This is a genomic window from Vibrio sp. 1F169, from assembly GCF_041439605.1.
GTDB classification, from domain to species: domain Bacteria; phylum Pseudomonadota; class Gammaproteobacteria; order Enterobacterales; family Vibrionaceae; genus Vibrio; species Vibrio tasmaniensis_A.
This window is the reverse complement of the sequence record NZ_JBGOOI010000012.1, coordinates 20,533-33,613: the sequence shown is the minus strand read 5'-3', so window position 1 is coordinate 33,613 and position 13,081 is coordinate 20,533. Positions and strand designations below refer to the sequence as shown.

The following is a 13,081-nucleotide window of genomic DNA, read 5'->3' as shown; positions in this document are numbered from 1 at the left end:
ATACCTAATAAATCGCAAGAAAATCACATCAGTAAGATTGATTTTAAGTCTTAAAATAGGGAAACTGAATTCAATGTCCTTTGAATAAGTTTTCCTCTTTATGAGCAGCCCAAGACTTCGCGTTCAATTTGAAACCCTGTTTGAATACTTCGATGGTAAAGATTCTGATGTTCAGCTCGACGACATCACGGATGTGCTTTGTTGTACCCGTCGTAATGCCCGGATGGTACTCAATAAGCTTGAAGAAGAAGGATGGATTGAGTGGTTACCTGCGGCTGGGCGAGGCAAGTTATCTCAACTTATTTTTAAGCAGAATCGTTGCGATGTCAGTGAAAACTTAGCAAGACGCTACTTACAAGAAGGTAAAATTGGACAAGCGCTGTCAGTGCTTGATCACAATGCAGCCAAGCTGACTCAAGTTATTCAAAATTACTTGGGTGTGCAATACCAGGAAGGTGAGCAGGTTATTCGTTTGCCTTATTACCGACCGCTTTCTATGCTTAACCCGACAAAGTCGATGCGACGATCTGAGCAGCATATTACCTGTCAGGTATTCAGTGGGTTAACACGTTTGGATGAGAACGATCAATTACAGCCCGATCTTGCTCATTCATGGCAAAAAATCAGCGATTATCAATGGCGATTCTTCTTGAGACCCGGAGTCCGTTTTCATAACGGAGAGCCTTTGTTAACTAATCATGTTGTGGATACGCTGCTAGCACTCGAACCTCTCAATATGTTCTCACATATAAAAGAAGTCTCTTCTCCGGCAAACTGTGTGGTTGATGTCTTTTTAACGCGACCAGATAAACACTTCCCACTCGCTCTGACTGAATCTGTTGCCAAAGTCACCTTACCGATGATTTTACGTGGTGAAGACTACGATATTCGACCGATTGGTACTGGCCCTTATCGCATTGAAAAGAACGATGAGAAGCAACTCGTGCTAACGGCTTTTAACGGATATTTTGGTTTTAGGCCATTGATTGATCGTGTTGAGGTTTGGGTTGTTGATGAGGCTTACTCTTCAATGGTTTACCCAAGTCTTTCTAAGCCTGTAATGGCGGATCGCGGCGATAGCGACGAAGTCGAACTTGATCCCGGCTGTACCTATCTACTGTTGAATCGGAAAAAGGGCATCGCACAAGATCCTGCATGGGCGCAATTTTTATCTAATACTTTGAATGCGGCCGATCTGTTTGTACACATTCCGAAAGAAACTGTTATCGATTTGGGAGTGTTACACGCTTATGGGATAAAGCCCGGTTGGTATGACATCAAGTTGAACACGCCGGTTTGTCCACCAGCGAATGCGAAACCAACCATTAGATTGGCTTACCAATGCCAACACCCAATGTTTCCAACACTTGCGAAGGCTATTGTTACAGTGTTGAAGCAATATGACGTCGACGTTGAACTTTATGGTTACGAAACCGATCCTCCACACGCCGATAATGTCGATATTTGGATTAATCCAATGGGTATCGCTAACAATAGAGATGACGCGTTAGCGGGCTGGTTGATGGATTACAGCTTTCTCGATGAATCTAGCCCGGCAGAAGACTTCGATCAATGGTGTCACATGATCGATCGTTGGCGCTCGGGCGAATTCGAGCAATTCCCAGCAAGACAGTTAGGTAAACAATTGGTGCAAAGCAATCAATTGATTCCAATGTTCCACTGTTGGTTAGGCGTTAACAAAGATCAATGCGGTACGCTGCAGAACGCAAAGTGTAATGCACTCGGTTGGTTCGACTTTAGCCAAGTTTGGGTAAAACCGGACGTTGACTAAGACCAGAGATAACTTGATTAGGACAACACGATGCAAACGGTGATGATCACATTTATAACGCTGGTGGCGTTTGCTGCCAATTCAGTGTTGTGTCGTTGGGCTTTGATGGATCAAACCATTGATCCTTTGAGTTTCTCGATCGTTCGTATCATATCGGGTGCCCTTACACTTCTGATTTTATTAACTTTGTCTTCCCACTCTAAGTCTAGAGAGGAGCTAGTAAACAACGACAAGTCGGTAGAGACAAAGCTCAAATTACCGTTTCAATTCACATCAATATTGTCACTCCTCGTTTATATGTTTGGTTTCTCGTTTGCTTACTTAGAGCTTGGTGCAGGTCTCGGTGCTTTGGTTCTGTTTGTCGCGGTTCAATTTACGATGATTGCCGCACACCTGTTAGCTGGCAATAGAATGTCATTGTTAGAGTGGTGTGGTTGTTTGTTGTCAGTTTCTGGGCTCGTTTACTTACTCATGCCGACGGATTCGACAAGTTCGCCCGATATAACCTCCATCATATTGATGGCTCTGGCTGGAGTAGGTTGGGGAATTTATACACTTGCGGGTAAGAAATCCACGAACGCGTTGCAATCCACTACTTGCAACTTTGCATTTAGCTCGTTAGTGATCCTTGTGTTAGTAAGCCTGTTACTTGTCATCCCTAATGTGGCATCGCAAATATCCATCACAGAACAAGGCTTGATTTACGCAATATTGTCGGGCTCAGTGGCTTCTGGTGTGGGTTATAGTTTGTGGTATTACGTGGTGAAAAAACTGGATACAGTGGTCGCATCCATTGCACAGCTTTCTGTTCCCGTTATCGCGACACTTGGTGGCGTTTTGTTGTTATCTGAACCTGTTACTATGCAATTTATTATCTCATCGACTGTTATCTTACTTGGAATAAGCTTGGTTCTTGTCGCACCTAAACTTAAGAAATAAAGGGCTCAATCATTAACTTCTATGGCTAAACCAAACAAAAAACAACCGACCAAAACGGTTCAGATATTCTGCGCTAAATGTAAGACACAACTTTTCAAGTATCGAAAAGGCGGCAAAGGAGCGCTCGTAAAGTGTTTCAAGGAACGGATCGTTGAAGATTTCACAAAAGACCCTTGTGTGTGCCCTGAATGCGGAATTGAATTTGCGCGAGATACTTTGGTTCGAGGTACGCCTGCCTACAAATTTGTGGGTGGCAAGGTAACTATGAAGTAGTTGAGAAGAATAAATGCCGCAGCACATCATGCGTGTGGCATTTGACATTGTTTTTTATATTCAGAAGAAAGGTTAGAGCTTAATGAGCTCTAACTCGTCCTTGAAGTTGCAACAGTAATAGCGAGACAATGGCACCCGTTGTATCACACAGCATGTCTTTCTGTGCATCCCAAATATCACCTTGTGAGCCAAGGAACGCGATACCTTCATCACCACCTGCAATTTCTGCATACCACCATTCTATAATCTCGTAGCCAGCTGCTACACTCATGATCGCAAATAGGGCAAAGAAACAGGCTAGTATCGGCTGAGCCAATTTCTTACGAATCAAATACTCTGCGAGTGGATAGGCATAAAGACCAATAGAGAAATGGGCTACTCGGTCAAAGTTATTGCGCTCAGAGCCGATAAGGTTATTGAACCAGTCAAATGGCACTTCTGAGAAGGTATATTTTGCGCCTATCGTGTGCAAAATAAGCCAGATAAACATCAGAGCATAAGCTGTCTTAGAAAAGGTGAGCTTGGTGGATAGCCACCATATCCCGATAAGAATACCGAGAGCAGGGACGATCTCAGCGATCCAAACGGCTCTTGAAGATGGCGCAAAGGCTGAAAAGAGAAAGATAACAAGATAGACAGCAGTTAGTGAGAGTAGAGGTCTATTTTGAGCAAGTGGCGTAATTGTCATCATCAGATCCTTTATAAGTTTTTTGTATAGTTACATAATAATGAACAGTGTTCAATTGTGTTCTAATCACTAGATTTGTTGAAAAGTAGTGTTATCGCCCAGTATCTAGACAAACGGTTGGCGGAGTTTCACAAAAGTTTGATTTACAACAAAGCGATCCTTAAAATCATTGCATTACTACATAACAAGAAAGAAAAGTCATGAAACTGGAAACTGTCGATTACCTTGCTGACGACGCAGCAGAACAATTTGTTCGATCTCTACGTGAAACGGGTTTTGGTGTTCTTAAGAATCACCCCATCCCAAAAGAGCTTGTTGAGTCAATTTACGAGAACTGGTACCAATTCTTCATTTCTGAAGAGAAAGAGAACTTCCACTTCAATGTTGAAACACAAGATGGATATTTTCCACCTTCAGTTTCTGAAGTTGCTAAGGGCCACACTGTAAAAGACATCAAAGAATACTTTCACGTATACCCTTGGGGTCAGATTCCTGAACAGTTAAAAGAACAGATTCTAGATTACTACCAACGTGCTAATGCTTTTGCTCAAGAACTATTAGGTTGGGTTGAAGCACATGCGCCTCAAGAAGTACAAGAGAAGTTCTCAATCGCGCTTTCTGAAATGATTAATGGCAGCGAACAAACACTGCTTCGCGTTCTTCATTACCCACCAATGCAAGGCGATGAAGAGCCAGGTGCTATCCGCGCAGCCGCTCACGAAGACATCAACTTACTGACTGTTCTTCCTGCAGCAAATGAACCGGGCCTTCAAGTTAAAGCTCAGAATGACGAGTGGTTAGATGTTCCATGTGACTTCGGTAATATGATCATAAATATTGGTGACATGCTTCAAGAAGCATCAGGTGGTTACTTCCCATCGACAACTCACCGTGTAATTAATCCATCAGGTGAACGCCAAGAGAAATCTCGTATCTCTTTGCCACTATTCCTTCACCCAAAACCGGAAGTTGTACTGTCTGAGAAGTACACCGCAAATGAATACCTAATGGAACGTCTAAGAGAGCTTGGTGTTATCTAATTAACTAGTTCCTTGTGCTAAAATTGGTATAGATATCAGAGGTCAGCAAAATTGCTGGCCTTTTTTTGTTTTTCCAAAGAGCTAAACCAATCATAGCCAATTACTGGTCACCTTAGCTGCGTAATTTTGATGGATAACGGGCTCTTGAGCCAAGCAATTGAATGTGGTGTTCCATTAAGCTCGACAAATCGTAGAAAATCGCTTTCAATTAAGAGAAGTCAGCCCACTGACCTAGGGCAATTCATCATGCCTAACAAGCTAACAAGCTAACAAGCTAACAAGCTAACAACTTAATAACGCAAATGAGCCAACTATGTCGAATAATCAAGGTGTGAGAGCAAGCTTTCATAGCCATATGGAGAACCCTTTGCTTTGGCCCATTATGGAAGTGCTTAAGCGAAAACCAAGCGGATGGAAAGTACACACACTGGCGGCTCATCTAAACGACCTTGGGTTTATGCCTGTATTAGATGCTGCCCCCGAGAAGGAGTTATTTAAAAAGAACTTTCTCATTATGAATGCGCTGTATCAGCTCCAAGAAACGTTGCACCCTGATGGTTGGCTTCAAGTTCAAGCTATGGATATTGAATTGATGAATGGAAGCTATCATGGAAATAACCACAGCATTGATCACCAAGACCCACTTCGAGACTACTACACTAATTGGACTTACTATGAAGCGGATGAAGGTGAAGTCAAAAGGCTGCTGAACGAGTTTTGGACTCGGTACAGAAAGTTTGTTGGCGCTGATACGCTCAATTTAGATAAAAACCGTGCATTGAAGTTATTTGATCTCCCTGTAGACGCAACGCATAAGGAAATTAGAAAGCGTTGGCGACAGCTGGCGTTGCGGTGGCATCCCGATAGAGACGAGGGCAATACGGCAAAATTCCAGACGCTTTGTGAAGCGTGGCATGTATTACGAAGTTCATAATCGACGTAACTTTTACTGCGCTGTTTTTTGACTATTTAGAGTGAAATTTAAGCCCTATATATAAAATTGAAAAGCCCCATGTTGTGAGTGACACAAGTGGGGCTTTGTCGTCATTACGCTTGTATTGTTACTAGGCTAGGCGTTGTAACTAGGTTAAGCGTCGTTCTTACTTCATTTATTATGCTATGAGTGATCTTTGCTTTCGCCACTCTTATGTTCGAATGCATAGTCGAGTACTTTACGGATATAAGGAGCACCGACCTTGGAACCACCATTACCGTGCTCGATGACCACAGTCGCGACATATTCAGGGTGTTCGTAAGGTGCGAATGCCGTGTAAAGCGCGTGATCGAGTAAATGCCGAGCCAGTTTCTTGGAGTTGTAGACCTGATCTTTTGCAAGATCAAATACTTGGGCTGTTCCCGATTTACCGCCGCTAGTGTAGTCAGTTCCTTTAAATGCACGTCTGCCGCTACCTCGACTGCCGTGGTTTACGAGTCGCATCGCATTAATAGGTACATCCCATATCTCGTCTGGTACTTCAGTGATCGACAGCATCGGCTCAGGTTCAACCAGTTTTTGCGTATCAAAATCTTCACCGTGATCTAAGGTAGCTCTCAAGATATGAGGTGGCATTACCTTCCCATGGTTAACCAGTACCGAGGTTGCTTTGGCAAGTTGCATTGGCGTGGATGTCCAATACCCTTGGCCAATACCAATAGGGACGGTGTCACCTTGATACCAAGGGGTACGATAACGCATCATCTTCCATTCTCGAGTTGGCATGTTGGCGCTGCTTTCTTCATAGATATCGATGCCCGTAGGTTCACCAAAACCAAAGCGATTCATCCAACTTGAGATGCGGTCGATACCTAAATCAAAGGCGGTTTGATAGAAGAATGAATCCACCGACTCTTCAATCGCTTGAGTTACGTCAACAGGACCGTGACCCCAGCGTTTCCAGTCTCGCCATGATTTAGAGTTGCGTTTGGAACCGGGAATTTGCCATGAACCGTGATCATCACGAATGGTGTTTTCTGATATAACATGCTCTTGTAATCCAGCAACGGCCATAAATGGTTTGATGGTGGATGCTGGGGGGTAAACGCCCAGTGTGGTGCGATTCACCAACGGGTGAGCAGGGTCATTCAATAGACGTCGGTAGTTCTTACTCGAAATGCCGTCGACAAATAGATTAGGGTCATAACTTGGGCTAGATGCCATCGCCAGTACACTGTTGTCTTTTGGATCGAGGATAACCGCACTTCCGGTTCGGTGATCAAGTTGCTCAAATACATATTTTTGCAGTTCAAGGTCAATATTTAATACTATGTCTTTGCCTGCAACTGGCGGCACGTACTCAATAGTCCGAACAACACGGCCACGACTGTTTACTTCAACTTCTTGATAGCCTTTGGTTCCGTGTAGGATATCTTCGTAATAGCGTTCGACACCGAGCTTACCGATAATGGTCGTCGCTTGATAATTCGCTTCGATGCCTTTTTCTTCTAGCTTCTTTAGGTCACTATCATTGATGTGTGCCACATACCCTAAGACATGTGTCAGCACCTCTCCATTTGGGTAAAAGCGCTTTAAGTTCGTATCAATCGATAAGCCGGGGAATTGGTACTGGTGCACTGAGAACTTAGCAATCTCTTCTTCACTTAGGTTCTCTAATATAGTGACAGATTTGAAACGGCGCGTGTTGTGATAACGTTTTTTGAATCGAGCGATCTGCTCAACATCACGCGGGATGTATTTGTCTAACTTGGCGAGCATGGTATCGACATCATCTGTTTGCTCGGGAATCATCGTTAGATTAAATACAAGCTTGTTCTCGGCAAGCAACACACCATTACGATCGTAAATTAGCCCGCGAGTAGGCGCGATAGGCAATACTTTGATTCTGTTGCCATCAGCACGAGTTTGATAGCTTTCAAAATTGTCGACTTGAAGTCGGTACAGGTTGGCGACTAAGACGAGAGTGAACAGTAAGATCCCACAAAACGCCACAATTACACGGTTTTTGAATAGGTTTACTTCGATTTTATGGTCACGCATCTTAACGCGTTTATGATTCATTGAAGCCTCAAGAGTCTGTTACATTTAGTTACACCTATCGAGTCGGAACTTTATCTGAATATCGCCATAGTTTTGTAAAAGCTATGTCATGATTTTTGGGATTTCTATGATTAAAGCGCTGACCAACAATGTAGTCACGTAAAGAGTGGCCGAATCAGATAGAAATATAGGAATTGAACGCAAAAAAACGGCTCTCATAAATGAGAGCCGTAATACGAGATAAGGTTAACTTAACGCGACATATTAGTTCGAGTTGGAGTTGGAGTTCGAGTTCGAAGGTTTGAACTGAGATTTACGCATTCTGTTTAGAGCAGCCATTACATCTAAAACTCTTGGTTTCGCTAAGTCACCGTAGTTTGGCATGTTCACATGCCATTCATCGCTTAAGATAGCGCTAAACTCTTTAGCTGGGTTGTTTGACCAACCTGGAGTTTGTGCAAACTGGAACCAGGCCCAACCAATCGCGTTCACTTCTGACGTTGATTCTAACTGCTCTAATGCAGAAAGGTCCGCGAATTCCTTACCAAAACGCAGTGACTCTTTGCCTTTCGCGTTAACTCGGAATTTGCCGTCAGTAAGAATGTTCATCAATGCAGCGCGGTTTAACGAGCGAGGAACAAACGTTTCTAATGCGGTCTCACATTCGTTAGTTCGTTGAGTAGGGTGTTGAGCTATCACTTCTTGTGCTTTATCAGTTACGTCTACTGCTTGGTAGTCGTGCATTTGAATCACAGTGTCAGCCACGTCTAGGTAATCGCCAGATCCACCCATTACAACGATGGTAGAGATATCCATTTCTTGACGTAGTTGGCCAATACGGTCAACAAGTGGAGTGATTGGCTCAGCACCTTTTGATACTAGCGCTTGCATACGTTCGTCACGAATCATGAAGTTAGTCGCTGACGTATCTTCATCAATAAGTAGTGTTTGAACGCCTGCTTCAATCGATTCTTGTAGCCAAGCCGCTTGCGATGTAGAACCTGATGCATCTTGTGTACTGAAATCAGATGTGTCTTTTTGCATCGGCAAATGGTTGATGTAATTTGATAGGTTCAAGTTGTGAACACAGCGGCCATCTTCAGCGCGGATCTTCATCGTATCAGTCGCCGTCACGATACCTTCACGACCGTCACCAGGAATATGGTTGTAGATAGAACGTTCAACAGCGTTCAACAGCGTAGATTTACCATGGAAACCACCACCAACGATTAGCGTGATACCTTTTGGAATGCCTAGGCCAGTCACATCACCTTGGTTTGGCGCGTTTAGCGTCACACTTAAAGACTCTGGTGCTAGGAAAGGAACCGCGCCTTTCATTGGCAGGTCGCAGTTACCTGCAATACGAGGTAATACGCTGCCATTTGCTACGAATGCCGCTAGGTTGTTTTCTTCCAATTGAGCACGCAATGCGTCTTGGTCTTCAACAGCTTCACAATGCTTAATCATCGCTTCAATATTGAGTTCGCGTTCAAGCGTTGCGCGACGAATAAACTTAGGCAAATAGAATGTAATGATGTTGATTGCTTTCTTTGCAAGAATACTACGACCATCAGCGGGTAGGTTGATACGAAAACGAATTTCGATACCGTGCTCGGTGAAAACCACAGATGTGTTATCCAAAACAGTTTGGCCGGTTAGTGCGATAGACACGGTCACTTCTTGCTTAGCAAATTCAGAGAAGCTACGTGCAATGAAGTCACGTGCTGCTACTTGGTATTCGTAAGATTTTTCTTTAAGCCAATCTAACCCTGTTAACGACCAAGCGCGTGTTGCGCGAAAACGTGAAGATGATGCATACGGGTCACCTTGAACGTGGTCGATGTGTAATTCGAAATCAGCAAAGTCGTATTGACCTTTAATTTGTTGATATGCGCGGAAGTTTTGTTTTTCGAGCTTTTTAAGCTTTGCAGTCAACTGATCCATAACGAGGAATGCCTATATAAAGGGAAGATAAAACAGAAAGGCGGCGATTATAAAAATCACCACCTATAGAGTAAAGAGAAAGTAGGCCTAAATCCAAAACAAAGTGCTCTTTTTCGCCTTAAGCGTAACGAGTTGTCCCCAAATAGTTTTGATTGATTAAGCTGTGTTCGAATTCTTGGCTCGGCATTGGCTTGCCATAAAGGTAACCTTGTCCCACATCACAGCCTTCATTGATGATAAATTGCTCTTGAACTTCCGATTCTATGCCTTCAATTGTGACTTTTAAGTCGAGCTTTTTCGCGATTTGGACTATGGACCGAACGATCTCCGAGTCTTCCTGTGAGTTGAGCATTTGGTCGATGAAGCTCTTATCAATTTTAATCGTATCGAATGGGAATTTCTTAAGGTAACTAAATGAGGCATAGCCCGTCCCAAAGTCATCCAGTGACAATGTAACGCCAATATTGTGTAACGATTCCAATGTATTTTTCGCGACGACTTCATCTGCAATGAGGCAACTTTCCGTGACTTCAAGTTCTAAGAAATGAGGTTCTAGGTGATAGGTTTCCAACAGGTGAATAATTTGGTCTGCGAAATCAACATTCTTCAATTGAATAGCAGATACGTTTACGGCTATTTTGAAATCTTCAACGTATTCGGACCACTCTTTCGCTTGCTCTATAGCGTTGCGCAGAGCAAAATTTCCCACTTCGAAAATCAATCCGTTTTGCTCGGCCATGTGTATTAAAGTTTCGTTAGATATGTCTCCCAGAACGGGGTGTCGCCAACGCAGTAGAGCCTCTGCACCAACCCAGCGATGAGTCAACGGGCATACTTTAGGCTGAAAATAGAGCATAAGGTCATCATTACGAACCGCTTGGAGTAAATAACCTTCAATCTTATTAATATGACTTTGTTCTTCAGCATGAGACTGAGAATAGTAAGCGAACTTCTGTCCGGAATCTTTACATGCCAACATCGCTTCTGAAGATTTTTGGATAATACTGTCAGCACCATCGTCGTGCTCAGTAATCGCAATCCCTATAAAGGCATGCAGATGAATTTTGTCACTACCAATGTCAAATTCTGAATGACCGACTTTTACCAGTGTCTGGCATAGTTCTTCGATACGTTGGTGCAAATCTTTAACGCTGAACGCCAACACAAGGTCAACCGAAGTAGGGCGCGCAGTTAATACCTCGACATCAGAGATACTGTCGATGCGTTGTCGGTATTCAACAAGCACTTGGTCTAACGCGTTGTAGCCATATCGAGCTTGAATGCGCCTGCCATTAGTAAATCCAATATGGATTACTGCGAGTGAGCCACCAGTAAACCTTTGTTGTGACAACAACTTCTGATCTAAGCGCGACTCAAAAGCACTTCGGTTCAAAAAACCCGTGCCGAGATCGTGATTTTTTTGGAAATTGATCTCTTGTTCTGCCGCTCTGCGCTTATCAATCTCTTGGTTTAATGAATAATTAAGACTCGCGAGATCTTTAGTGCGAGTCGCAACTCGGCTTTTTAAGTCACGATTCATTTGAGTGAGCTTAGCGTGTTGAAACAAGGTTTTTAATTGAGATTCTATAGAGGTGCGAAAGCTTTCTAATAGCTTAATATAGGTAGGCGTGTAGTGATTTTCTTTCGAGTCCAAGATACAAATGGTGCCGAACAATTCGCCGTTAGGCCAAAATAGCGGAATGCCACAATAAGAGATTAAGCCAAGCTTTGTGTCGGGGTTGTTTTTCCAATCAGCATCGGCAAGCGCATTGGGTACTAAAAGCTGCTGCTGAGACTCCATCACTGTTTCGCAGTAAAGGCCATTTCCTAATGTTTCAGAATCGCCTTTGTTATAAGGGTTATCCTGACTGTGGCTGGTAGAGAAAACTTCAATGTAGTTGGTATGAACACGCATGATAAGTGCAGCAGGCACTTGAGTGATTTGAGCTAAGAGGTCGACAATATTTTGCCAGCTGGAGGCCATATCGTCAGGGATATCTAAGTCTATCGTTTTTATCTTCTTCATATGACTCCGAGTCAATTATGCTAAATGCATCAACACATCCTGTGTTAATTAAGATGAACCAAATAAACTGTGAATATTACATTAACTAAGTATAAGAAATGTTGCACAAAAAAACCTCCGCAATTTTGCGGAGGTTTTCAAATGTGAATCTGGGTCTCAGTAATGAGATAAGTTTCGATTAAGGCTTTAACTTTATAAAATCATCAGTGTTAAGTTTCTCTTTATAGTCTACCGATGGTTGAGCAAAACCGTTCAACTGTAAAAACTCTTCTTTAAAACCTTGATAGTCACCGATTGATTGGAAGTTGTTTTCATCCATAGCTTCAAGTAGTTCAGTCACATGAGCTTGGGTTTCTGGGTCGAGTTCCCATTCATCCATCCGAATTAGGCGCTCGCCATCAAGTGGTACTTTGGTTTGTCCATACAGCTTACTGCTGAATAAGCGTTGCATTTGTTGGATACAACCTTCGTGGGTCTCTTTTTCTTTCATCACTCTATATAAAGCGAGTAGGTAAGGGCTTAGCCCCGGAATGAACACACTCGCTTTGGTCACTAATGCTTTACACACGGTCGCGTAAGCATTACCGCCAAAGTTAGCTAGTTCAAGGTTAAGTGCGTGACTTGTTTGATGAAGGTCTATTTTAGCGCGGCCCAAAGTACCGTCTAAGTAGATAGGGTGCGTGACTTCTGGACCAACGTAAGAAAAAGCAATGGTTTTGCAACCTGGGGCAATAGATTCAGCATTGATCAGCTCATCTATCCACTGTTCCCAATCTTCGCCGCCCATGACTTTGAGTGTGCTTTCGGCTTCTTCTTCCGTTGCAGCATCAAGTGTGTTGGTCACCCAGTTGTCGTGCTCTAGTGAGATAGTCGTACCAGTCACGCTTTCACCGATTGGCTTAATGGCAGAGCGCCAGAATTCTTCGGTATTTGGTTTGGGTCTTACGCCAGCGGCTAAGCTATAGATAATTAGATCCACTTCACCTTCGAAGTAGGTTTCAATGGCTTCGACAACTTGTGAACGTGTTTCTTGTGAAAATGCGTCGCCAACAATGTTGATAGCAGTGCGTTGCTCTCGTTCGGCTTCTTTCTTGAAATAAATGTTGTTGTACCAACCAGCGCTGCCTAGGGATTTTTCGTTAGGACCGCGCTCGAATGAGACGCCGATGGTGTCAGCTTTTGCACCGCCAAAGGTGAGGGCAATGCGAGCGGCAAGTCCAAAGCCAGAGGAAGCACCGATAATCAGTACTCGCTTAGGGCCATCTTTGATCTGCGGCGTACTCTTAACAAACTTGATTTGTTGCTTTACGGCTTCTTGACAGCCTAGAGGGTGAGCGCTTTTGGCTACCACACCCTTGATAATAGGTTCGATCAGCATAAATAA

General features: G+C 43.4%; 10 protein-coding genes. 5 read left to right on the top strand and 5 right to left on the bottom strand.

Annotation, left to right across the window (positions count from 1 at the left end):
- The first annotated feature begins 100 nt into the window (after positions 1–100).
- The 3 genes from ACED53_RS07420 to ACED53_RS07410 are packed head-to-tail and all read left to right on the top strand — an operon-like array spanning position 101 to position 3,004.
- The gene (locus ACED53_RS07420; RefSeq protein WP_017100540.1) at positions 101–1,792 is read left to right on the top strand and encodes an SgrR family transcriptional regulator; all 1,692 of its coding nucleotides are present in this window, start codon (positions 101–103) and stop codon (positions 1,790–1,792) included.
- Between the two features lie 30 nt (positions 1,793–1,822).
- A complete protein-coding gene (locus tag ACED53_RS07415; RefSeq protein ID WP_017100541.1) occupies positions 1,823–2,731 on the top strand; it encodes a DMT family transporter in 909 nt (302 codons plus the stop codon).
- Between the two features lie 21 nt (positions 2,732–2,752).
- Entirely contained in the window at positions 2,753–3,004 is a 252-nt protein-coding gene (locus tag ACED53_RS07410; RefSeq protein ID WP_009845325.1) for a hypothetical protein, read from the top strand.
- A 79-nt stretch (positions 3,005–3,083) separates the two neighbouring features.
- Here the strand turns inward: ACED53_RS07410 and ACED53_RS07405 are convergent, their stop codons facing one another.
- A complete protein-coding gene (locus ACED53_RS07405; RefSeq protein ID WP_009845326.1) occupies positions 3,084–3,692 on the bottom strand; it encodes a DUF2238 domain-containing protein in 609 nt (202 codons plus the stop codon).
- A 200-nt stretch (positions 3,693–3,892) separates the two neighbouring features.
- Between ACED53_RS07405 and ACED53_RS07400 the strand changes: the two genes are divergently transcribed.
- Both ACED53_RS07400 and ACED53_RS07395 read left to right on the top strand, forming a co-directional pair.
- Positions 3,893–4,732, top strand: a complete 840-nt coding sequence (locus ACED53_RS07400) for an isopenicillin N synthase family oxygenase (protein ID WP_009845327.1) — start codon at positions 3,893–3,895, stop codon at positions 4,730–4,732.
- Between the two features lie 313 nt (positions 4,733–5,045).
- Entirely contained in the window at positions 5,046–5,666 is a 621-nt protein-coding gene (locus tag ACED53_RS07395) for a DNA-J related domain-containing protein (RefSeq protein ID WP_017100543.1), read from the top strand.
- Positions 5,667–5,849: 183 nt separating this feature from the next.
- On the opposite strand, the gene mrdA is transcribed toward ACED53_RS07395, so the two are convergent.
- The 4 genes from mrdA to fabV form a co-directional block, all read right to left on the bottom strand.
- Positions 5,850–7,748: a penicillin-binding protein 2 gene (gene mrdA, locus ACED53_RS07390; protein ID WP_017100544.1), complete on the bottom strand. Its 1,899-nt coding sequence runs from the start codon at positions 7,746–7,748 to the stop codon at positions 5,850–5,852.
- Between the two features lie 243 nt (positions 7,749–7,991).
- Positions 7,992–9,671 carry an ABC-ATPase domain-containing protein gene (locus ACED53_RS07385; protein WP_102579885.1) on the bottom strand — a complete coding sequence of 560 codons (1,680 nt, stop codon included), beginning with the start codon at positions 9,669–9,671 and terminating at the stop codon, positions 7,992–7,994.
- Positions 9,672–9,789: 118 nt separating this feature from the next.
- Positions 9,790–11,697 carry a GGDEF and EAL domain-containing protein gene (locus tag ACED53_RS07380; RefSeq protein WP_017100546.1) on the bottom strand — a complete coding sequence of 636 codons (1,908 nt, stop codon included), beginning with the start codon at positions 11,695–11,697 and terminating at the stop codon, positions 9,790–9,792.
- 178 nt (positions 11,698–11,875) lie between these two features.
- Positions 11,876–13,075 (bottom strand): enoyl-ACP reductase FabV, encoded by a 1,200-nt coding sequence (gene fabV / locus ACED53_RS07375; protein ID WP_102579886.1) that lies wholly within the window; start codon positions 13,073–13,075, stop codon positions 11,876–11,878.
- Positions 13,076–13,081 lie beyond the last annotated feature (6 nt).